We start from the raw sequence: 21,398 nt of genomic DNA, 5'->3' as shown, positions 1-21,398 counted from the left end.
GCTCCGGACTCCGACCCCCGAACCCCTCCGCGTCAACCCATTTTCGCGATCTTCAAACATCCGGGTGACGTGATCTTGACCTCTATTGCTTTCGGCTGCCTGCATGCTAGGCTCGCCGCAAGTTGCAGTTTGGTTTCCCTTGCAGTACAGAGCCTGCGGAGCATGTAACCGCAGGCTCTCGTCGTTTTCAGACGTATGCAGTTGTGCGGCACTGTTTTCACACTTGCAGGATCTGGAGCAGGGCAACCCTTTGGGCCCAAGGAGGGCTTATGGCTACCGGAACCGTGAAGTGGTTCAACGCCGAAAAGGGCTTTGGCTTCATCGCCCAAGAAGGCGGCGGCCCCGACGTCTTCGTCCACTACTCCGCGATCAACGCGCAGGGTTTCCGTTCGCTCGAGGAGAACCAGCAGGTTTCCTTCGACGTGACGCAGGGCCCGAAGGGTCCTCAGGCGGAGAACGTCACCCCCGTCTGATCCTCGCACCCGTGACATCGCAAGTCTGAGAGCAGTACCCAAGGAGCCCTGTGCCATACGGCACGGGGCTCCTGCCTGTGCGGGGTCACACGTGTTGCATGACCAGTACGAACGTCGTGCCCGGCGCCAGCGCCTCGTACGAGTGCGGCACGTCCCCGCGGTAGGTCAGGTAGTCCCCCGGCTCCAGTTCCACCAGTTCCCCGACCGGGCCCGCCTTCACCCGTCCCGTGCTCACGATCAGATGCTCGACCGTGCCCGGAATGTGCGGGTCCGATTCCCGTGCGGCGCCCGGCTCGGCCCGCAGGTGGTAGATGTCCCGCCGCGCGCCCGGCGGGCTGGCCGACAGCAGCGTGGCGACGTACGGCGCCCGATCCGAGGCGACCGTCGGCCCCTCCCCCGCGCGAATCACCCGGACGGCCGAGACGGGCGGCTCGACGAGCACGGAGAACGGCACGCCCAGCGCCACGCCCAGCGCCCAGAGCGTCTCCACGCTCGGATTCCCGCTCGCTGCCTCCAACTGCGACAGCGTGGACTTCGCGATGCCGGCGCGTTTGGCCAGCTCGGAGAGGGAGAGACCGGCACGAGTGCGCTCGCGGCGCAGGGCGGCGGCGATCCAGTCCAGGGGCAGGCGGGAGGGGGGCGGGGACGCCGGGTCGGACATGTCGTTCGCTCCATCGGTACGGTCGTTCGGCTTGACGAACAGCGGCCGCTCTGTCCATTGTAGAGAACATGCGTTCGCCACAACGAACACCCACGTCCTCGGAGAGCTCCGGGCTCCGGCCCCTCGTCCGTGACAGTTCACTCGTCTGGCTGGCCGGCGGGGTGGTGGGTGTCTCCTTCGGGGCGATCGCCGTCGCCGGCGGGCTGCCGGTGTGGGTGCCGGTGGTGATGTCGCTGGTGGTGTACGCGGGCTCCGCCCAGTTCAGCGCGGTCGGTGTGGTGCTGGCCGGGGGCGGTCCGCTCGCCGCCGCCGCGACCGGGCTCCTCCTCAACACGCGCAACGCCGCGTTCAGCCTGGCGGTCGCCGACCTTCTCGGCCCCGGCCGCGCGAGCCGTCTCCTCGGGGCGCACCTGGTGACCGACGAGACGGTCGCCTTCGCCCTCGCCCAGCCGGACCCCGCCCGCCGCCGCGTCGCGTTCTGGATCTCCGGGGTCGGACTGTTCGCCGTATGGAACATCGGCGTGCTCGCGGGCGCCGTCGCCGGGAGCGCCCTCGGCGACACGGCGGCCTACGGCCTGGACGCGGCCTTCCCCGCCGTCCTCGTGGCGCTGGTCCTGCCGACCCTGCGCACGGACGCACGCCTACGCCGCCCGGCCGCACTCGGCGCGGCCCTCGCCCTGGCGGCGACGCCCGTCGTCCCCGCCGGGGCGCCCGTACTGCTCGCGCTGGCAGGCCTGGCTCTGTACGGCCGCAGCCGCAGCGAGGGGAGGGCAGCGGCATGAGCACGACGGCCACCTTGATCCTCATCCTGGCGCTGGCGCTGGGGACGTACGCACTCCGGCTGGTCGGCCCCGTGCTGCACGGGCGGGTGGAACTGCCTGCCCGGGTACAGGAGTTGCTGTCCGCCGGGGCGGTGGTCCTGCTGGTCGCGCTGCTGGCGACGGGCGCGCTCACCGAGGGCGGCGGCTTCGCCGGCTGGGCGCGTCCGGCCGGAGTGCTGGCCGGCGGAGTACTGGCGTGGCGAAAGGCGCCGTTCGCGGTGGTGGTGCTGGGGGCGGCGGCGACGGCAGGAGCCCTGCGGGCGCTGGGCGCGGCTCAATAGCCCCTCAGAGGCAGGGTGGGCCAGGCTCGTTCCGCCGAAGCTCGGGATCAACTGCGGGCGACGACCACGAAGTCGTTGGAGTTCCTGACGTTGACATCGACACCCGTGGCGTACTTGTACTCGAACTGCCTCGCCAGGGCGGGCTTGGCGCTGCCGCTCTTCACCCAGATCCTCACCACCCGATCCTCAGCGGGAAGCCATATCGAGCATTGGCCCGGATTGAGCCAAGCAGTGAAAATCGCCCCCTCTCCGGGATAGGCGACGAACTCCGTCTGCACGGAGAAGTTGGTCGTGTTGTTGCACATTGTGTAGTAGTGCGGAGTGGCCGCCTGAGCAGGCGCGACAGTCCCGCCGACAGCAGCAACCACAGCCCCCACAACGAAAGCCGCTCGAGCGGTCTTCAGCTTAGAGCTGACAGTCATCGGTTTCCCTCGATTCATTGTGCTTCCTCAGACATGACAGGGAGTCACCTCTTAAGAACCCCACCCAGCCCGCGTCGGACAACCCGGCCTCCCCGTTCAGAGCGGAGTGACCCGATCGGCGTGCACGCCGGCGATGTCACCGACGTGGATTTCCTGGGCTACCAGGTCGGGATTTTCGACTTCGACCTCGCCGTGGAACGAGTTGCCGCCCACGAACACTGCGTTGCCTCGGATGATGATCCTCTCCGCCGTGAAGGAGTTGCGGAAGTAGACTCCACCGGAGAGGGTGATGCTGCCACCTCGGATGTTGAACACGTTGCCGACATACAAGTCTTCGCGTGCATAGTCGGGAAATGCTTCGCCCGCGGCGTAGTCGGCACCTTGCTCACCACTGCGGCCCTCTTGCTGCCGGCTCCGCGCGTTGTAGTGGCCGGCGTCGAAGAAGTTCCCAATGAACATCGACGCGTTCCCCTCCACTGTGAAGTCGCCGTCGAAGTTCAAGACCGTTCGCCAGTGCGCTCGGGATTCTTCGCGCATGGCTGTTGGAGGGGACATGGCACCCTCGCGGGAGGATTGTTCGATGCCGGACGACATATGGAAGGTCGTGCCGGCTACTTCCCCGCCGCGCGGGTTGAAGGAGTTTCCGTAGAACACACCCCCTCCATCGTTGTATTGGATTTCCCCGCCGCCCGCGTCGAAGGTGTTTCCAGCGAACGCATCTTCGCCACCGCTGAACGTGAGGGGTGTGCCGCCCGTGTTGAGGGCATTTTCGCGGATCACATCCTCCCCACTGTGGGGTGTGATGAACTCGCCGCCCGTGTCTCCACCGTTGTAGCGGATGGCCCCGCCGCCGCCCGTGTCTCCACCGTTGAATCTGATGGCGCTGCGGCTCGTGTTGAACGAGTTTCCGTAGAACCGTCTCCGTCCACGGCTGTTTGTCATGTGGGCGTTAAATTCCCAGTTGGGTTCCTGGCTCCAGTTGGGGTCGCCGGCGGGGTGCCGGTCGAACAGGTTGAAGGTGTTCGCGAAGAACAGATTCCCTTCACCCGAGTTTATGGCGCTCCCGGAGAAGTTTCTGGTATACAGACCGCCATGATATATCATCGCCCCTTGGTTCCGAATAACCGCCCCTTCGTTCCGGTAGTTGTTAATCATCGGCTCGGTCTCGTCATGTGTCATCGTCCCTTGGTTCCGGACAACCGGCCCTAGGTTGTAGGTAGCCGTCCCTTGGTTCCGGATGACTCCCGCTTGGTTCCCGATAACTGACCTTTCGTTCCGGTAGTTGTTAATCATCGGCTCAGTCTCGTCATGTATCACCGGCCCCTGGTTCGGGACAACCCGCCCCAGATTGCGGATAACCGCCCCTTCGTTCCGGATAACCCCCGCCTGGTTCCCGATAACCGACTCTTCGTTCCAGAAGGTGTTCATCGTCGACCCGGTCTCCTCGTGGGGGGAGCGTGGCGGACTGGAGGACCTGGAGACCCTCACCTGGGCCCCGCTGCCGAATCCTTCGATCCGGCAGTCCGACCCGCTCCGGCCGCGTCGCTCCTCCCTTCGCGAGCGTCTCTCCTCCCTTCGCGAGCGTCTCTCCTCGCTTCGCGAGCGGCTCGGTGGCATCCGCTGGACGGCGACGCCCGGGGTCGGAGTGTGGTTCTGCTCCTGGGTCGTGGAACGCTGGATGGGTGCCGGCCTCTGCCCCAGCTTGGTCGCCGCGCTCTCTGCGTCGCGCTCCCAGGCGTCGGTGGGGTCGCTGATGCCCGAGGGAACGCCCCCCTCTCGTTGCTGGCGGACGTGCTGCAACTCGTGACGCATGGTGTGGTCGTCCATGTCGGCCGCGCTGCGGAAGACGATGTGATGGGTTTTCGTGGTGTATGCCTTGGCACCGACGGCCTCGGCCGAACTGCGGTCGACGTGGACCCGGACGTCGCTGAAGTCCTCACCGTCGTAGTCGCTCTCCATCCGGCGCCTGACGTCCGTTTGCAACGGACTGCCCGAGGTCCGCGTCACGGCATCCACCCGGTCCAGGGCGTCTCGCTGCACGGTCTGGTCAGGGGCGCTTCGTTGCACGGTCGGGCCATGACCGCAGTCCGCACTGTGCTGATGGCGCTGCGACTCCACCAGCCGGGCGACCGCGGCGTTGCCGATCGCCCGCTGGAGAGACAGTGCGGCGGCGGGCGACAGGCCCCCCGTGTGCCGGGCGGCCTGCTGGGGGGCTGCGGTCGCCGGGAACTGGACTGCACGCCGAGGAAGCCCCTGGCCGCGATCGGGATCTCCGACGGGTCGCTGCCGGTCGGCGTGCATGGTGTCTCCTTCTTTGTGGCCACGTACGGATCAGACCCTGATGCTGCTGGGTCGCCATTGCTGCGGCAAGGGCGAAGAGGGCGGCATGGAGGGCAAGTCAGGGCTGCCTGGCTGTTCCCCGTCCCCCGGCACCCGCACGACAGCCGGAACTCGGAGCGCCTGGCGCCTGGCGAACGCGCCACAGCGGGCTCCCCTTTGACGCGCATCCGGGTCACACCCCTCCTGCTGGAGGCGGGCCGTCCGAGGTCTCCCGCGGTGCGGAGGATGCCGCCAGAGGCCCAGATGACTCTCATGGCGGGGTGCCCGCCTATGCTGGGGCCGTGGCGGCGAGATCGGGGCAAGAGGCGGGGTTGCGGCCCGATGCCGCGCGCAATCGGGCCCGGATTCTGCAGGTCGCACGTGATCAGGTCGCCGGTGGTGACAACTCGTTGCAGCTGAACCTCATCGCCCGGCTCGCCGGGGTGGGCGTCGGCACGGTTTACCGGCACTTCCCCGACCGCCACGCTCTGATCGAGGCGCTCTCGGTGGAACGCTTCCGGGAACTGGTGGAGCAGGCTCGGGCAGCGTCCTCGGCTGCGGACGCGCTGGAGGGGCTGCGCGGACTGCTGCGGTTCACGCTCGACCTCGCGCTGGACGATCCCGACTTCGCGACTGTGCTGTCGTCTGCGGGCGATGCGCGCGCCCAGACCTCGGAGATGAAGGCCGAGCTCGATGAAGCGGTAGCCGTTTTGCTCGACCGGGCCCGGCTGGCCGGCGCGATCCGGAGCGGTGTCGAGGCGGACGATGTGCGCCGCCTGCTGTGCGGTGTGGAGCACGCGGTGCGTTCCGGGGACGGGGAACCCCGCGAGCTGTATCTCGGGGTTCTGCTGGAAGGGCTCCGCCCGCCGCGCTGACACGGCGGCAGCCGTCCCGGGCGGCCTCATGGGTAAACGGATACCAATCCGGTTGCTGTAGCATGCCCACGAAAAAACGGATAGCTATCCGATTCTTTGTGGCCATGCAGGGAGCAGATCCATGAGCGCGCGAGCAGTGGTAACGGCGGGTACCGGAGGCATCGGCCTGGAGACGGCGAAAGGGCTTGCGGAGCGGGGGTATGCCGTCACCGTCGTCGGCCGAAACGCCGAGCGCGGTGCGCGCGCCGTCGAGGAGGTGGCGTCGGTCGCGACCGGAGCGGCGCCATGCTTCGTGGCGGCCGACCTCGCCTCACTGGAAGAGGTACGGGCCCTGGCCGCGCAACTGGCCGCCGAGGGCCCCTTGCGGGTGCTCGTGAACAACGTCGGCGCGATGTTCGACCGGCGCCACCAGAGCGTCGACGGCGTCGAGGCGTCCTTCGCCGTCAACCATCTCTCGCCCTACTTGTTGACCGAACTGCTTCTGGAGCAGTTGCGGGCGGGCGCACCGAGCCGGATCGTCAACGTCACCTCCGGTGCGGTCAGCCTCGCCAAGCGCACCTTCGATTCCGTGGAACCGCCGGGCGGCTACTACGGGTTCCACTGGTACGGCCGGGCCAAGCTCGCCCACCTTGTCTACACCCTTCACCTGGCCGAGAGCCTTCGCGGCACCCAAGTGGCGGTCTTCGCCGCGGACCCCGGCGGCGCAGCGACCGCCATGACGAACGGCACCATGACCTCACCGAAGATCGTCTCCCCGCCGCTGCGTCTTCTGTGGCCACTGGTACGCCGGAAGTTCGAACGCTCCACGACCGCCCCTGCCTCCGTGGCCGCCCGGTCGTCCGTCTTCGCCGCCACTGATGCCTCCCTCAACGGGCAGACCGGGATACTCATCGGGCCCGAGACCGTGCCGGTTCCCGTGCCACGCGGCGCCGAAGACCCACGGGCCGTCGAGAACGTCCTCAGGCTCAGCCGCCAACTGGCACCCCTGTGAGGCGGCGGGGCCGGTATCCCCGCCGCTTCCCTCACCGAACGGCCCGCAACCCGACTCCCATGCCGGCATCCACCAGCAACCGGTCAAGTGCACGGGGTAGTTCCGTGCGTCGTCGGATGCCGAGTTTGCGGTAGGCGTTGGTCAGATGGGTTTCGACGGTGCGCCGGGCCAGGTGCAGAAGCTCGCCGATCTCGGCGTTCGTGCGGCCCGCAGCGGCGAGTTCGGCGATGCGGCGTTCGCTGTCGGTCAGGGCGGCCTGCCCGCCGGGCGGTGTGGTGCGGCGGCGGGCGCCGCACTCGCGCAGGGCGTTCTCGGCCAGGGCACGAAGGCGGACCGCGCCGATGCGTCCGGCTCGGTCGGCCGCTTCGCGCAGCGGGTCGCGGGCCCGGGTCCGTTCTCCGGTGGCGGCCAGTTGACGGCCCTGGGCGATCAGTGCCTGAATCAGGTCCGTCTCGGCCGGGGTGTCCCGCAGCAACCGCACCGCCCGGTCGGTCAGTTCGAGGCCGTACCGGCCCCCGGTGGCGGTGCCCAGAACGCGCAGGCAGCGGCCCAGCCTGCGGGGCGTGTTCCAGACCTCGGCAAAGCCCATCTCCTCCTGGGCCAGCGCGACGGCCTCGTCAGTTCTGCCCAGGGTCAGCAGGCATTCGGCCGCGGCGGTTCGCCAAGGGGTGACGATCGGGCTCACCACATCCCGGGCCGACTGGCGCCGCCCGCACTCCAGGAAGTCTTCGAGCGCGCCGACCGGGTCGTCGCACGCCGCGCGCAGGCGCCCCCGCGCGAAGTGCAGGACGGGCCGTTCCCAAGAGTCGGATGCGTCCCTCGGATCGCAGCGGTCCGCGAGCGCGACGGCCTCCTCCAGACATCCGGTCTCGGCCAGGGCGACGACGGCGAGAACCTCCGTGTGCCCGGGCCTTCCCGGGGCGCCGGCTCCGGCGGCCCGGCGTGAATCGAGCTCGGCCAGGAGGCCCGGGTAGTCGCCACGTGCGGCGAAGATCTCCGCCTGGATGTTCAGGAGGGTGGAGTGCACGGGATGCAGGAGCGAGGCACGCTGCTCGGCCAGGCCACGCCGGACCAGGCGCTCCGCCTCGTCCAGTTCGTCGGCCCACAGGGCGACCACCGCGGCCGCCGCGACGAGAATGCACTCGGCCAGGGGATCGACGGGCTCCCGCAGCAGGTCCCGGACCCGGGCAAGTGCGGTCTTGGCCGAGAGCAGCCCGGCGGTCGACTCGTACTGCGTCGCCAGCGCACGCCCGACCGGATCCGCCGACTCGGGCGCGCGCCCCGCCTCCGCACGCAACCGGCCGTACATCTCGCGCCGTAGGGCCTGGTCCCGGTCGGACACCAGCATGGACACGCTCCGCACCGCGGCTGCCAGCCCCGGCTCGGCCGCCAGCTTCTCCTCCGCGGAGGCCAGCGCGGTCAGAGCCGCCCGTGCCTCTCCCCGTCCGGCCAGTGCTGTGCCGAGTGCGATCGCCGAGCGAGCCCGGTTGCGGGGCTCGTCGGACAGCCGGGTGGCCTCGGTGAGCCGGGGTATGCCGGCCGCCGCCGGGAAAGCGGCGAATTCGAGGGACCCCAGCTGGGTGAGGACGGTGGCCTGCCGGGCCGGCGGCAGTGCCTCGCCCAGCGCGCGGCGCAGGAGGGTGACGGCGTCGGCGGTACGGCCTTCCCCGACCGCACGCGCCGCGGCGTCCAGCAGGACATCTGCGGCCCAGGCGCCGACGGGCGCGGGCGCCGACAGCAGCTGTCCCGCCACAGCCTCGGTACTCGCGCCGTTGCGCAGCATCGCTTCGGCCGCCCTGCCGTGGGACGCGCCTCGCAGGTCGCCGGACCAGCCGCTCAGTACCGCGTCACGCAGCAGGGGGTGGGCATAACGGGGGCGGCCCTCCGCATCAGGACGCAACAGCCCCAGGTGGGTCATGGCGGTGAGCCAGCCGCGGACCCTGGAGGGATCCGAGTCCGTCATGGCGGCGAGCAGACCGCCGTCGCCGTCCTCATGACCGCCGTCGGGACCGTTCACGACGGCGAGCGCCCGCGCGACCTCCGCGGATCCGGCGCCGGCGCACTCCAGCCACCAGGAGACGGCCGCCGGGAAGGCGCCTGAATACAGGGCGGCACACGACTCCGGGAGACCTGCCGCACTCGGGCCCTGCCCGCGCAGGTCGTCCAGCAGGGCCCGCAGGAACAGCGGGCTGCCCGCGCCGGCCCGCACCATGTCGTCCACCCATGCATCGGGAACCGCACTGCCGACGGCCGCACGGACCAGCCGCGCCGACGCGCTCGCGCGGAGCGGGGCCAGGGTGTGGGTGCGGACGACGCCGGGCGAGAGCGCGCGATCCAGGCCGGGGGCGGGCAGCCCGACGTCGTACTGGCTGCGCTCGGTCGCCACCAGCAGCACCGGCAGGCGCTCCACCAGCCGGGCCGCTTCGACGAGCCAGCCGCGCGATGTGCTGTCGGCCAGGTGGACATCGTCGATGGCCATGAACAGCGGCGCCTCCTCCGTCCAGGTGAGCAGGGCACGCCACAGCCGCGTGGCCCGTTCCCGGTGCGCGGCAGGGTCGGCGCTGCCGGCGTCCGCGGTATCCAGAACGGGGTACGCCAACTCCGGGCGATCGCTGAGCAGTTGGCACACCGCGGTCAGCGGGGCGAGCGGCTCGGTCGAGCAGCGAACCCGCAACACCTGCATGCCCTGGGCGGCGGCGTGCCGGGCCGCCGCTTCGAGGAGCGCGCTGCGGCCGGTGCCGGTTGCGCCCTTCAGCAGCACCAGGCGCCCTGAGCCGGAGCAGGCACGCGTTGCCTCCGCGGCCACGGTCGCCAGGCCCGCCTCGCGCTCGAGAAGGGGCTCCGCTACCGGCATGACTGCCTCCTGCTGTCGTGGAGTGCCGTGGTCGACACCGCGCGCCTCGTGGTTCTCCACGATTGTCCGTGCGCGACAGGTACAGAAATGTGAACGCCGTTCGTCAGTCATGAATTTGTAAGGCAAGCCACAGAGGCACACAGGGGCGAAGTGAGCGGTATGTCGGGCACCTCGGACATCGGTTCGGCAGGGACCACGGGCAGGGAACCGGACGGTTCCGGGTACCGGATCGGTGTCGTGGTCCACGCGCGGGACCTCATCTCCAAGGTGGGGGTGGTCAGTCAGCTGCGGCAACATCCGCTGATCGACCTTCGTGACGAGGCCCGGCCCGGGGCCGGGGCCGTGGCAGTGCTGGTCGAGGAGACACCGGACGAGACGACCTTCGCGCGGCTGCGCCAACTCGTGCGCGGCGAAGGCGCACGCACCGTCCTTGTGGTGAGCGCACTTCGGGAGGGTGAACTCCTCGCGGTCATCGAGTGCGGTGTCGGAGCCGTCGTCTGGCGCCACGAGGCGACCGCACAGCGGCTGTCGCAGGCCGTCATCGCGGCATCGCGGGGCGACGGCGACCTGCCCGCCGATCTGCTCGGCCGGCTGATGAGTCAGGTGGAAACGCTCCGGCGCTGCGCCGCGGAAGACACCGGCACTTCCGTAACGAGGCTGACGGCACGCGAGGCGGACGTTCTGCGGCTGGTCGCCGAGGGACTGGACAACCCGCAGATCGCAGCGAAGCTCGCGTACTCCGAACGCGCCGTCAAGAACGTGCTGCACGGGCTGACCACCCGTTTTCACCTGCGCAACCGGGCACATGCCGTGGCCTATGCCATGCGACAGGGTTTCATCTGACCGCGAGGGCAAAAATGCACGGCTGACCACCAGTCTGCGGGCCACCGACGAGGCGTTCACCCGAAGTGGGCCGGGGTGCCCTGTGCGGCGGACGACGACCCGGGCGGGTGCGCCGTGACTTCGGGCCGGCCGGCGGGTTGATCCGCCGCGCCGTCGTCACCGCGGCCTACGCCGCCGTCGGCCGCGGTGAACCGGAGGAGGATCTCAGGGGTGGACGATCGTCCAGTTCGGGACGGTCGGGTTGACGATCTGCCACCTCTGGGCCTCGCCCTCGACGCAATCCCTGATGAGGAGCCTGTCGGGGTTCCCCGCCACGCTGGTGCCCCCCATGTCCAGGCAGGCACCGTGGCTGGCGAAGTTGCGGATCCAGTAGGTGTCCTCGTCCTGCTGGTCGAGCCACCACAGCTGGTTGTCCTCGGTGGTTCCATTGCAGCCATACGTGAACACCGCGCTGGCCGCGGGCTTGGCCCCCGACCCGTTGAGGTCCATGCAGAGCCCGCCCTTGACCTGGCGTATCTGGAAGAGGGCGGTGTCTCCGGGACCGCCCGTCGGTTCCACCACCTCGACGTTCCAGCGTTCGTTCTCCCTGGAGCTCGGATCGCAGGTCTTCACCGTGACCAGATCGCCCCGCTCGGGCTCGGCCACGCCCGGGACGTCCGCGCACCGCTTGACCGACCTGAGTCTGAGCAGGACGTTGTCCACGGTCCGCCGGCCGGTCTCCTTCTCGGTGGTCGGGGCGGTGGCTCCGCCTCCGCCGCTTCCCCCGCCTTCCTTGCCGCCGCCTCCGCCGCGCGGCGGAGAGTCTTCGGGAGCTTCCTCCAACGGCGGTTTGGCGGTCGGCTCCGAGCCGGGCGGCGAAGGCTCGCCGGCCACGCCGGTCTCCTTGGCGTCGGGCGGCGGCAGGGCGCTGACGCCGGCTTGCCGGAGCTGCTCCACGGCCGCGGTGCCAACCTGCGGTGTGTACGCGATCCAGAGCATCACGAAGGTGATGGCCAGTGCCAGGGCGACGCCCAAGGAGGTGGCGAGCCAGCCGGGCAGGATCCCCCGCTGGACATAGGTGCCGTCGACCTCCAGCGGCGTCGTCCCCGACCGTTGCACGGTCAGCGTGTAGGGGCGCCGCTGCTTCGAGCCGAACCAGATGATCTGGCGCGGCTTGAGCGTCGCCCGCACGAACGCGGCACGGCCCGGCTCGATCTGCACGCTGCCCGGAACAATGTCGTACGACAGTTCGTCACCGTTGTCGCTGCCGCTGACGGACGCCGTCAGGGGGGTGTTGCCGAGGTTGTCGACAGCGAGCCTGGGCCGTCCGCGGAAGCGGCCCTTGACGGTGGCCGGCACCAGTTCGGCGCGGACCTCGCTGAACGGGGTGATGGTGAGGTTGCCCTCGGGGACGGTGACCGCCTCGGGATACTCGGTCGGCGTGACGCGTACGGCGTACGGGTTGGGGCCCACTGTCGCGTCGGGTGTGCGCGGCGGCGCGAACGTCAGCTCCACTGTCCCCGTGGTCCCTGGATAGAGCCGGAGCACGGCCGGTTCCACGGTGGTCCACGGTGCGATGTCGCCGACCGCCTCGAAGCGGTACTCGTCGACGACCTCGCCGGTGTTGCGCAGCCGCAGCCGCACGGTGGTGGTGTCGCCCGGGTCCACGGTTGCGGAGGCGGGTTCCAGGGAAGTCCACAGGATCACGCCGCGACGCTACGCGGACGCACCAAGCGCCGGTCATAGGCCATGGGGCAGCGTTCCCTGCCTATACGGGCACGGGAGGCCAGGTCCCTGGCCGGGCCGGGCGGGCCCGCGGAGCTTCGATCCCGGCGGGCAGCCGCGCGGGCGAGGACACCGTGGCCCAGGGCGTGGCTTGGAACGCACCCGGTTGTCGGTGGCGCCCACTAGGGTCCCGCCCCATGACCGACACGACAGCCCCCACCACGGCACCCATTACGGCACCCATCACGGAACCCAACGGAAGCACGACACCCCCCGCCCCGGGATTCGTGACCGCCACCCGCACGTTCTACGACGCCATCGCCGAGGACTACGCCGAGCGCTTCCGTGCCGAACTCGTCGCGAGGCCGCTGGAGCGGGCCGTGCTCGCAGCGTACGCCGAACTCGTCGGCGAGGGTGGCCGGGTGGCCGACCTGGGGTGCGGCCCCGGCCGGACGACGGGGCGCCTCGCCTCCCTCGGGCTCGACATGTCCGGGCTCGACCTCTCGGAGTCGATGCTGGCGATCGCGCGGCGCGAGAACCCCGGGATCCGGTTCGAGCAGGGCTCGATGCTGAAGCTGGACGGGCATGCGGACGGCTCCCTCGACGGCGTCGTCTCCTTCTACTCCTCCATCCACACCCCTGTGGACGAACTCCCCGCGCTCTTCGCCGAGTTCCACCGCGTCCTCACGCCCGGCGGGCATCTCCTCCTCGCCTTCCAGGTCGGCGACGAGCCCCGCCGCCACGACCGCCCCTGGGGCCACCCGGTCGCCCTCGACTTCGAACGCCGCCGCCCCGAGCAGATGGCCGGCCTGCTGACGTCGGCCGGCTTCACGATGCGATCGAGCACCGTACGCGAGCCGGAGCCCGAGCTCGGCGAGGCGGTGCCCCAGGCGTTCCTGATCGCCCGCCGGCCCGCGGAAGCGGACGAGTAGGGCCAGGCGCCGCACTTGAGTTGAACACGTTCAAAAGCTCTGCGAGGATGTCCGCATGAGACGGCCCCTCGCAGGTGCGGCACTCGCGGCGTGCGTCGCGTCGACGGTCCTGCTGAGCGCGTGCACCGCCGGCCTCGCAGGCCCCTACCAGTACTACAACGGCACGGGGCTGCACGACGCCACAGCGGCCGAGGCCGCGGGGACCTGGGAGTGCGTGGAAGGAACACGACTGACGCTCCGCCCGGACGGGACGGCCGCCTTCCGGCAACTCGACGGCCAGGAATGGGACTTCGACGACGCGTGGCGCGTCACCGGCACGGGGACCTGGGAACTGACCGACGACGCCGAAGGCCAGGAGCTCCACCTCGCCATGACGACCCGGACGGCGGTCGCGACCCGCGCCGCCACACCGGCGCCCACGGCGTCGCCCGAGGCGCCCGCGACGTACACGTGGCGCTTCTTCGTCGATCGCAATCCGCAGAAGAAGCTGGTGCTGTTCTTCTTCTACAGCGATCCCGACGCCGGGAACTCGTATGTGATGCAGCGGGCGACGGCTAGCGTGGCGGGATGAGTGATGGCGGGGTGCGGTTGGGGCCTGTTCGGGAGGGCGATCTGGCGGTGCTGGAGGTGTTTCTGGTTGATCCTGAGGCCGCTGGGCCGTTCTCGTGGTTCGGGTGGGGGGATCCGGGGCGCTTCAGGCGGCGGTGGGCGGAGAACGGCATGCTCTCCGACGACGGCGGCCTGTTGATGGTGACGTCCGGCGCGGAGGCGCACGGCTTCGTGGCCTGGCGCAAGGTCGTCACCGCGCCCAACTCCTACTGCTGGAACACGGGCATCCAACTGCTGCCGCAGGCGCAGGGGCGCGGCGTCGGCACCCAGGCCCAACGCCTCCTGGCCCGCTACCTGTTCGCGCACACGCCCGTCATGAGGATCGAGGCGAACACCGACGTGGAGAACTTCGCCGAGCAACGTGCGCTGGAGAAAGCCGGTTTCACCCGCGAGGGCGTCCTGCGCAGCGTCGTGTTCCGGGACGGCCGCTGGCGCGACGCCGTGTCCTACAGCGTGCTGCGGGACGACGCGCCCTGAGCGAGGGGCCGAGAACGGTCACAGACCTGCCGCCACGCGGACCAGGTCGGCGACCGCGCGCAGTCGGCTCTGCGGTGGCCAGGCGATCAACGTCGTCACGGGCGGAGCGTCCAGGACCGGGATCGCGGCGAGGTCACGGCGCAGGTCGGCGCCGGCGGACTCGGGCACGATCACGGTGGTACGGCCGAGCGCGATCAGCTGGAAGAGCTGGGTCAGGTTCCGCACCTCCGCCCCTGGTCCCTCGGGATAGCCGCCGCCAGGGCCGGGCCAGCGGGCCATCGGGAGGTCCGGCAGCGCGCTCACCTCGGCCGTCCGAACCGCAGAGCGGCCGGCGAGCGGGTGAGAGGCTGGAAGGATCGCCACCTGTCCCTCGGTGTGCAGGATTTCGGTGTCGAGTCCGGCCGCCGAGTCGAAGGGCGCGTGCAGCAGAGCCACGTCGGCTTGCCCGTCCTGGAGCAGTTTCTGGTGCTGGTGCGCCTCGCAGAGCAACAGATCGACGTCGGCCGCGCCGGGCTCCGCGCGGTAGGCGTCGAGGAGCTTGGCCAGCAACTCGCCGGCGGTGCCGGACTTGACGGCGAGGACGAGGCGGGGACGCCGTTGCGCGGCCTGCCGGGTGCGTCGCTCGGCCGCCGCCACCGCGCCGAGGATCGCGCGCGCCTCCGACAGCAGTACGGCCCCGGCCTCGGTGAGCGTGACCTTGCGGCTGGTGCGCTCCACCAGCGTGACCCCGAGCTGCCGTTCGAGGCGGGCGAGGGCGCGGGACAGGGGCGGCTGGGATATCTCCAGACGCTCGGCGGCCTTGCCGAAGTGCAGTTCCTCGGCGATCGCGACGAAGTACCGCAGCTCCCGTATCTCCATACATGCACAGTAACTTCGGCGGCCGGTCGGGCGATCGATGTCGTTCGGGTATTGCTGCACTGCCGAGAGGGTGTTGGTGCCCGGCCGATGCCCGGCCATGCTCGCTGGCATGAGCAACGTGAGCGACATGAGTGAGAAGACGGTCGCGCTGGTCACCGGCGCGAACAAGGGAATCGGGTACGAGATCGCGGCCGGGCTGGGCGCGTTGGGCTGGAGCGTCGGCGTCGGCGCCCGTGACGAGCGGCGCGGGACGGACGCCGTGGCGAAGCTGCGCGCGGCAGGCGTCGACGCGTTCGGCGTGCCGCTGGACGTGACCGACGACGACAGCGTGAGTGCCGCGGCGCGACTGATCGAGGAGCGAGCGGGACGCCTCGACGTACTGGTCAACAACGCCGGCGTCGCAGGGGATTGGCCCGAGGAGCCTTCGACCGTCGACCTGGAGACCGTGCGGCGGCTGCTGGAGACCAACGTCATCGGCGTCATCCGGGTCACCAACGCGATGCTGCCGCTGCTGCGCCGCTCGGCGCACCCGCGGATCGTCAACCAGTCCAGCCATGTCGGCTCGCTGACCTTGCAGACCACACCCGGCGTCGACCTCGGAGGGATCAGCGGGGCCTACGCGCCGACGAAGACCTGCCTCAACGCCGTCACCATCCAGTACGCCAAGGAGCTGAGCGGCGCCGACCTCCTGATCAACGCCGCCTGCCCCGGCTACGTGGCCACCGACCTCAACGGGTTCAGCGGCACGCGGACCCCGGAGCAGGGCGCGGCGATCGCCGTCCGGCTGGCGACCCTGCCCGACGACGGCCCCACCGGTCAGCTGTTCGACGACAGCGGGGTCGTGCCCTGGTGACGTACTGGTGGCCTCCGGCTACCTGCCCTGAGCGAGCGGCAGTTCGGCCCAGACCGTCTTTCCGACGGGCCGCTCCGCCACTCCCCACGTCCGGGCCAGCACCCAGACGAGGATCAGGCCCCGGCCGCCCTCCTCCTCCGGGTTCGTGACGATCCGCAGTTGCCGGTCCCCTCGGGTGTCGCTCACCTCGACACGCAGCGTGTCGTCCCCGAGCAGCAGCAGCCTCAGCTCGAAGTCCCGGCCGGGCACCCGTCCGTGCGTGACGGCGTTGGCGGCGAGCTCCGCGACGACCTGCTGCGCCGTGTAGTTGGCGTCGCCGCCATGCGGGTATCCCCAGTCCGTGAGCTGCTGCGCGGTGAGCCGACGGGCCAGGCGAGCACCGCGCGGGGTGGAGCTGAAACGCAGGGTCAGTTCACCGGGAGGAGCGTTCCGGGTGGAGATCTGGGTGGAGATTTCGGAGTTCACCTGACTCAGCGTGGCCGGTTGTATCTACCCTGGCCAGGGGCGACTTGACGACTCTGTGTAGCCGTACGGCTGCGGTGGGGCGAGCGTACGGGTCGTCGGTCCTGACCAGGGAGACGCGAAGGCGGTGGCGTGAGTGACGGATGAGCGCAGGCCGGAGACACCGGCGGAGGCCGACGGGACGACGGGGCTGTTCACCGCGCTCGGCAAGATGATGAAACTCCTGCGGGAGCGCAAGGGGCTGACGCAGAAGGAGTTCGGGCAGCTCGTCGGATACGGGCCCGATGCCATCTCCTCCATGGAGCGTGGGGTGCGGACGATGCGGCCCGAGGTTCTGGAGCAGGCGGATGGGCTGTTGGACGCGGGGGGCCTGTTCCTGGAGGCGATCCCCGAGGTCCGCGAGGCGATGAGCAAGGTCCGGACGCGGCATCCCGAGTGGTACCGCAGTTACGCGGCCTTGGAGGCGGAGGCGGTTGAGCTGCACTTCTACGCCAACCAAGGAGTGCCGGGCCTGTTGCAGACCGCGGACTACGCGCGGGCGGTGTTCTCCCAACGACGGCCGCTGCTCACCGAGGAGACCATCGAGAAGCGCATCGCCGACCGGCTGTCGCGCCAACAGGTCTTCGACAAGTGGCCCGCCCCCATGTGCAGTTTCGTGTTGGAGGAGGTCGTTCTGGATCGGCCGATCGGAGGCCGGACCGCCCGTGAGGGACAGTTGAAGCAGTTGCTCCGCATCAGCGGTCTGCGGAACGTGGAGATCCAGGTGATGCCGACCAGCGTTGAGAACCACCCCAACATGGGCGGCGCGTTCAACCTGCTGACCCCGCCCCGGCATCCGCAGGTCGCGTACACGGAGATCCAGGAGTTCCCTCGCCTGATCACCGACCCGGAGGAGATCCGAAAGATCGTCGACCGCTATGGAATGATCCGAGCCATGGCCCTCTCGCCCAAGGAATCACGGGCGTTGATCGACAAGAAGCTGGGGGAGTTGTGAGCAGCCACGAACTCGACTGGTTCAAGTCCAGCTACAGCGACGGAGGGGGCGGCGAGTGCCTCGAAGCCGCCTACACCTGGCGCAAGTCGACGTACAGCAGCGGCGAGGGCGGCGACTGCCTCGAAGTCGCTGTCTGCCCGGACACCGTCCACGTCCGCGACTCCAAGACACCCACCGGCCCTCACCTCACCTTCTCGTCCGCTTCCTCGTGGGGGGAATTCCTTTCCTACGCGGTGGCCTTCTCACGGAGTTTCGCGAGCAACGAAAGCCTGTCCTCCGCGTGAATTCGCCGGGTCGTGACCCGGTCCGGATAACACCGCACGAACATGTTGGTGAAGTGGCTTCCGTAGTGGAGGGATTCCTCGTCCCCCGATTCCGCTGAGCCCAGCGGACGCGCCACCGCCTGGAAACTCGGCTCGTGGAAGTACGCGAACGCGTACCGTTCCTTGTCGGCGAGTTTCACCTTGTGCGGGGTGGAGAGGAGTTCCCCTCCGGTGATGAACTGGAGCAGGTCGCCCGGGAACACGGTGAATGTGCTCGGCACCGGTTTCACGTAAGTCCAGTGGTCGTCGTCTTCGAAGACGCCGGCCGCGCTCTCCTCGGGCAGCCAGTTGCGGTTGCGGCTCTCGCCCTCGATCGGGGGCCGGATGTACAGGGCCTGGCCGACCTCGTCCTGCGTGGCGATGACGAGGAGTCCGTAGTCGGTGTGCGCGCCGATGCCCCGGTCGCTCGTGGCGGACGCGGACGGGAAGCGGAGCACCCGCATGTGGTGCCAGCCGTCGTCGGTGAGGCGGGTCAGCGCGTCGATGTCCTGGCCCAGGCCAAGGGCCGTGAGCTGGAGGATCCGGTGGCCGAGGCTGCCGGACTGGTCCATGTAGGCGTTGACGGCGTGCCGGTAGTGCTGGCTCGGCCAGGGCACCGGTCCGTGGCAGGGCCAGTTCTCGGCGACCCGGGGGTCGTCGAGGGGGACGTCCTTGGTGACCGTGAAGATCTCGGAGCCGTCCTGGACGCCGTCGGTCACCTCCTCGCCGGAGGCGACATAGCCGCTGTAGGAGAGATCGCTGACGAATCCGGATTTTTCGGCGAGTGGAAGAGTGAAGAACTTCCTGCTTGCCGCGTAGGCGTTGGCTACGACGGTTTCCTGGGTGGGTTTCATGGCTACCTGATAGATGCCGTCCCGTTGCCAGGATTTCACCATTCGCCGCCCGAGTTCTATGTCGTCGGCTAAGCCGGTGACGCGCTCGGGAATGTCGAACGTAACAAGGTCGCTCATTGCGGAACTCCTTGCACAAAAAAGGAGGCGAACGGTCAGGCCGCCTCCTTATGGGGGGTTGAACATGAACTTTAAAGTACCTGTCATGATTCCGTCAACGGCTAACCGGAAGTAACAATTCATGATCTTTAAGCGCTCTCCACTACCGTGCAGAACCCGAGAATGAAGGCGGGCCCAATGGGTCCTCCCGCAGTACCGGAGGGTTCCTCAGCGCCGTCTCGTACGCCGTCCGCTCGAAGGCGAACGGGCCGATCGGCAGCTCGCCCCACTCCTCGCGTTCGGGCTGACGGAAGGCGGACCACGTGACCGTCGTGGAGGTCGTCCCGATACAAGCCATCAGCGCCCAGCACTGCCAGAGACCGCAGGGACAGCCGAGGAGGGGGGTCCGGTGGGCCGCGTCCAGGAAGTGGTTCCCGGTGAAGTCGAGGACGCCCAGACCGTCGTGCTGACGCCAGATCAGCTCGGCCGACTCCCGCTCCTGTTCCTCCTCCTCGAACTGGTCCTCCAGTTCCGGTCGCCACAGCTCACGCGTCGCCCGGGCCGTCAGCGCGCGCAGGTCCGTGCCGTCGACGCGGATGCCCCAGACGAGGGCGGTCGGGTGGTCGTCCCAGGGGTAGTGGAAGAACTCGATGCCGCTCATGCCGCTCATGCCGCTCGTGCCGTTCACGAGCGGCATGCTCCCTGGTCCGGGGGCCGTCCGCGAATCCTTTAGTGCTGCGCGTACAGGCCTTCCACCTGGTCCGCGAAGTCCCGCATGATCGTCTCGCGGCGGAGTTTCATCGAGGGGGTGAGGTGGCCTGCCGTCTCGGAGAAGTCCGAGGGGAGGATGACGAAGCGGCGGATCGACTCCGGGCGGGACACCAGCTTGTTGGCCTCGTCGATCGCGCGCTGGAGGACGGCGTTCAGCTCCTCGTCGTCGATCAGCAGCTCCGCCGGGACGGGGTGCTTGCCGTTCATGTGACGCCAGTGGGTGAGGCCGTCGGGGTCGAGGGTGAGGAGGGCGGAGACGTAGGGGCGGTCGTCGCCGAGGACCATGGCCTGGGAGATCAGCGGGTGGGAGCGCAGCCAGTTCTCCAGGGGCGCGGGGGCGACGCTCTTGCCGCCCGCCGTGATGATCATCTCCTTCTTGCGGCCGGTGATCGTCAGATAGCCCTCGTCGTCGAGCTCGCCGATGTCGCCGGTCGCGAGCCAGCCGTCGGGCGCGGCGGGGACCACTCCCCCGGCCGCCGGGTCCCAGTAGCCGCGCAGGACGTGCTCGCCCGCGACGAGGATCTCGCCGTCCGCCGCTATGCGGATCTTCGTCCCCGGGAGGGGCCAGCCCACCGTTCCCAGGCGGGGCTTCAGCGGCGGGGTCACCGTCGTCGCGGCCGTCGTCTCCGTCAGGCCGTAGCCCTCGTAGATCTCGATGCCCGCGCCGAGGTAGAACGAGGAGAGGCGGCGGCCGAGCGGGGAGCCGCCGCAGATGGCGTGCCGGACCCGGCCGCCCATGGCGTTGCGGATGCGGCGGTAGACGAGCGGGTCGTAGAAGGTGCGGGCCGCGCGCAGGGTGGCCGCCGGGCCGGAGCCGGTGCCGGTCTTGTGCGCCTCGACCGCCTCGCCGTAGCGGCGGGCCACGCCGACCGCCCGGTCGAAGGAGGAGACCCGGCCGCCGGCCTCCGCCTTCGCGCGGGCGGTGTTGAAGACCTTCTCCAGCATGTACGGGATGGCAAGGAGACAGGTGGGTCTGAAGGCCGCCAGGTCCGGCAGGAGGTCCTCGGACTTGAGGCTGGGCGCGTGGCCGAGGCGGACGCGGGCGCGGATGCAGGCGATGGCGACCATCCGGCCGAAGACGTGGGACATGGGGAGGAAGAGGAGGACGGAGACGTCGTCGCCCTTCGACTTGAAGACCGGGTAGAGGAGTTCGATCGCGTTGTCGACCTCGGCGAAGAAGTTGCCGTGGGTGAGCGCGCAGCCTTTGGGGCGGCCGGTGGTGCCGGAGGTGTAGATGAGGGTGCAGAGGGTGTCGGGGACGAGCATCCCCCGGCGGATCTCCACCTCGGCGTCCGGGACGTGCTCGCCCGCCTCGATCAGCCGGTCCACGTGCCCCTTCTCCATGACCCAGAGGTGACGGAGGTCGGGCAGCCGGTCGAGTTCGGGGCCGAGGGCGGCCGCCTGGCCGACGGTCTCGGTGACGAGGGCGGCCGCGCCGGAGTCGTGCAGGATCCAGCGGGTCTGGAAGACGGAGGACGTCGGGTAGATGGGGACGGTGACCAGGCCCGCCGCCCAGGCCGCGAAGTCGAGCAGCGTCCACTCGTACGTCGTGCGGGCCATGATGGCGAGGCGGTCGCCGGGCACCAGCCCCTCCGCTATCAGCCCCTTGGCCACCGCGTGGACCTGGGCGGCGAAGCGCTCGGCCGTGATGTCCGTCCAGTCGCCGTCCTTGTCCTTGCGGCTGACGACCACCGTCCGGGGAGCGGCGGCCGCGTTGTCGTAGGGCAGGTCGGCGAGCGAGCCGTAGGTCACCGGGCGGGCGAACGCGGGCACGGAGGCCTCCCGTACCGCGCCGTCCAGTCGTCGCGTCTCGGGTTCCACGAGGGCGGGGGGAGCGTCGTAGCCGGCGGAGACGTATGCCGAGCCGGCGGCTGAGGACGGGGTGGACACGGGCGGCTCCCTGAGCGTGCAGCGAGAAAAACTGCTTGCTGCATGACGTACGTGCT

22 protein-coding genes are annotated in these 21,398 nt (G+C 69.7%); 12 read left to right on the top strand and 10 right to left on the bottom strand.

Annotated features, from left to right (window positions below):
- Positions 1-269 precede the first annotated feature (269 nt).
- The gene (locus ACZ5SK_RS44015; protein ID WP_003974443.1) at positions 270-473 is read left to right on the top strand and encodes a cold-shock protein; all 204 of its coding nucleotides are present in this window, start codon (positions 270-272) and stop codon (positions 471-473) included.
- Positions 474-558: 85 nt separating this feature from the next.
- Here the strand turns inward: ACZ5SK_RS44015 and ACZ5SK_RS44010 are convergent, their stop codons facing one another.
- Positions 559-1,134: a helix-turn-helix domain-containing protein gene (locus tag ACZ5SK_RS44010; RefSeq protein ID WP_334577908.1), complete on the bottom strand. Its 576-nt coding sequence runs from the start codon at positions 1,132-1,134 to the stop codon at positions 559-561.
- A gap of 68 nt (positions 1,135-1,202) precedes the next feature.
- Between ACZ5SK_RS44010 and ACZ5SK_RS44005 the strand changes: the two genes are divergently transcribed.
- Positions 1,203-1,916, top strand: a complete 714-nt coding sequence (locus ACZ5SK_RS44005) for an AzlC family ABC transporter permease (RefSeq protein WP_334577909.1) — start codon at positions 1,203-1,205, stop codon at positions 1,914-1,916.
- On the top strand, positions 1,913-2,236 hold the full coding sequence (locus ACZ5SK_RS44000; protein ID WP_334577910.1) for an AzlD domain-containing protein: 324 nt from the start codon (positions 1,913-1,915) through the stop codon (positions 2,234-2,236). Before ACZ5SK_RS44005 ends, ACZ5SK_RS44000 begins: the two co-directional genes overlap by 4 nt.
- A gap of 47 nt (positions 2,237-2,283) precedes the next feature.
- Here the strand turns inward: ACZ5SK_RS44000 and ACZ5SK_RS43995 are convergent, their stop codons facing one another.
- Both ACZ5SK_RS43995 and ACZ5SK_RS43990 read right to left on the bottom strand, forming a co-directional pair.
- Entirely contained in the window at positions 2,284-2,658 is a 375-nt protein-coding gene (locus tag ACZ5SK_RS43995; RefSeq protein ID WP_334577911.1) for a hypothetical protein, read from the bottom strand.
- Positions 2,659-2,754: 96 nt separating this feature from the next.
- Positions 2,755-4,959, bottom strand: a complete 2,205-nt coding sequence (locus ACZ5SK_RS43990; RefSeq protein ID WP_334577912.1) for an eCIS core domain-containing protein — start codon at positions 4,957-4,959, stop codon at positions 2,755-2,757.
- Between the two features lie 320 nt (positions 4,960-5,279).
- Between ACZ5SK_RS43990 and ACZ5SK_RS43985 the strand changes: the two genes are divergently transcribed.
- Together ACZ5SK_RS43985 and ACZ5SK_RS43980 are read left to right on the top strand one after the other, a co-directional pair.
- Complete coding sequence (locus ACZ5SK_RS43985) at positions 5,280-5,852, top strand: TetR/AcrR family transcriptional regulator (protein WP_361709572.1); 573 nt, start codon at positions 5,280-5,282, stop codon at positions 5,850-5,852.
- Positions 5,853-5,973: 121 nt separating this feature from the next.
- The gene (locus ACZ5SK_RS43980) at positions 5,974-6,843 is read left to right on the top strand and encodes an SDR family NAD(P)-dependent oxidoreductase (RefSeq protein WP_334577914.1); all 870 of its coding nucleotides are present in this window, start codon (positions 5,974-5,976) and stop codon (positions 6,841-6,843) included.
- A gap of 31 nt (positions 6,844-6,874) precedes the next feature.
- Here the strand turns inward: ACZ5SK_RS43980 and ACZ5SK_RS43975 are convergent, their stop codons facing one another.
- Entirely contained in the window at positions 6,875-9,697 is a 2,823-nt protein-coding gene (locus ACZ5SK_RS43975; protein WP_334577915.1) for an AAA family ATPase, read from the bottom strand.
- A 159-nt stretch (positions 9,698-9,856) separates the two neighbouring features.
- Between ACZ5SK_RS43975 and ACZ5SK_RS43970 the strand changes: the two genes are divergently transcribed.
- Positions 9,857-10,540: a response regulator transcription factor gene (locus ACZ5SK_RS43970; RefSeq protein WP_334581213.1), complete on the top strand. Its 684-nt coding sequence runs from the start codon at positions 9,857-9,859 to the stop codon at positions 10,538-10,540.
- 204 nt (positions 10,541-10,744) lie between these two features.
- On the opposite strand, the gene ACZ5SK_RS43965 is transcribed toward ACZ5SK_RS43970, so the two are convergent.
- Positions 10,745-12,226, bottom strand: coding sequence for an RICIN domain-containing protein (locus ACZ5SK_RS43965; protein ID WP_334577917.1), 1,482 nt, complete (start codon positions 12,224-12,226; stop codon positions 10,745-10,747).
- 215 nt (positions 12,227-12,441) lie between these two features.
- Here ACZ5SK_RS43965 and ACZ5SK_RS43960 point away from each other — a divergent pair, with 215 nt between their 5' ends.
- The 3 genes from ACZ5SK_RS43960 to ACZ5SK_RS43950 are packed head-to-tail and all read left to right on the top strand — an operon-like array spanning position 12,442 to position 14,262.
- Positions 12,442-13,176 carry a class I SAM-dependent DNA methyltransferase gene (locus ACZ5SK_RS43960; RefSeq protein ID WP_334577918.1) on the top strand — a complete coding sequence of 245 codons (735 nt, stop codon included), beginning with the start codon at positions 12,442-12,444 and terminating at the stop codon, positions 13,174-13,176.
- A gap of 55 nt (positions 13,177-13,231) precedes the next feature.
- A complete protein-coding gene (locus ACZ5SK_RS43955; RefSeq protein WP_334577919.1) occupies positions 13,232-13,747 on the top strand; it encodes a hypothetical protein in 516 nt (171 codons plus the stop codon).
- Positions 13,744-14,262: a GNAT family N-acetyltransferase gene (locus tag ACZ5SK_RS43950; RefSeq protein WP_334577920.1), complete on the top strand. Its 519-nt coding sequence runs from the start codon at positions 13,744-13,746 to the stop codon at positions 14,260-14,262. The genes ACZ5SK_RS43955 and ACZ5SK_RS43950 overlap by 4 nt, the downstream gene beginning before the upstream one ends.
- An 18-nt stretch (positions 14,263-14,280) precedes the next feature.
- Here the strand turns inward: ACZ5SK_RS43950 and ACZ5SK_RS43945 are convergent, their stop codons facing one another.
- On the bottom strand, positions 14,281-15,120 hold the full coding sequence (locus tag ACZ5SK_RS43945) for a LysR family transcriptional regulator (RefSeq protein WP_334577921.1): 840 nt from the start codon (positions 15,118-15,120) through the stop codon (positions 14,281-14,283).
- Positions 15,121-15,229: 109 nt separating this feature from the next.
- On the opposite strand from ACZ5SK_RS43945, the gene ACZ5SK_RS43940 reads away from it, so the two are divergent.
- A complete protein-coding gene (locus ACZ5SK_RS43940; protein ID WP_334577922.1) occupies positions 15,230-15,973 on the top strand; it encodes an SDR family oxidoreductase in 744 nt (247 codons plus the stop codon).
- An 18-nt stretch (positions 15,974-15,991) separates the two neighbouring features.
- Here ACZ5SK_RS43940 and ACZ5SK_RS43935 read toward each other — a convergent pair whose 3' ends face one another.
- On the bottom strand, positions 15,992-16,438 hold the full coding sequence (locus ACZ5SK_RS43935) for an ATP-binding protein (RefSeq protein ID WP_361709556.1): 447 nt from the start codon (positions 16,436-16,438) through the stop codon (positions 15,992-15,994).
- A 133-nt stretch (positions 16,439-16,571) separates the two neighbouring features.
- Between ACZ5SK_RS43935 and ACZ5SK_RS43930 the strand changes: the two genes are divergently transcribed.
- Both ACZ5SK_RS43930 and ACZ5SK_RS43925 read left to right on the top strand, forming a co-directional pair.
- A complete protein-coding gene (locus ACZ5SK_RS43930) occupies positions 16,572-17,429 on the top strand; it encodes a helix-turn-helix domain-containing protein (protein WP_361709554.1) in 858 nt (285 codons plus the stop codon).
- Positions 17,426-17,713, top strand: coding sequence for a DUF397 domain-containing protein (locus ACZ5SK_RS43925; RefSeq protein WP_334577926.1), 288 nt, complete (start codon positions 17,426-17,428; stop codon positions 17,711-17,713). Before ACZ5SK_RS43930 ends, ACZ5SK_RS43925 begins: the two co-directional genes overlap by 4 nt.
- On the opposite strand, the gene ACZ5SK_RS43920 is transcribed toward ACZ5SK_RS43925, so the two are convergent.
- The 3 genes from ACZ5SK_RS43920 to ACZ5SK_RS43910 form a co-directional block, all read right to left on the bottom strand.
- Entirely contained in the window at positions 17,656-18,702 is a 1,047-nt protein-coding gene (locus tag ACZ5SK_RS43920) for a 2-oxoglutarate and iron-dependent oxygenase domain-containing protein (RefSeq protein WP_334577928.1), read from the bottom strand. The genes ACZ5SK_RS43925 and ACZ5SK_RS43920 overlap by 58 nt on opposite strands.
- Before the next feature lie 142 nt (positions 18,703-18,844).
- Complete coding sequence (locus ACZ5SK_RS43915; RefSeq protein WP_468577743.1) at positions 18,845-19,369, bottom strand: hypothetical protein; 525 nt, start codon at positions 19,367-19,369, stop codon at positions 18,845-18,847.
- A gap of 41 nt (positions 19,370-19,410) precedes the next feature.
- Entirely contained in the window at positions 19,411-21,342 is a 1,932-nt protein-coding gene (locus ACZ5SK_RS43910) for an AMP-dependent synthetase/ligase (RefSeq protein WP_334577930.1), read from the bottom strand.
- Between the last annotated feature and the right edge of the window lie 56 nt (positions 21,343-21,398).

This window comes from Streptomyces sp. NPDC031474, assembly GCF_055581185.1.
The sequence above is the reverse complement of the archived record's forward strand: the minus strand, read 5'-3'. Positions and strand labels throughout refer to the sequence as shown.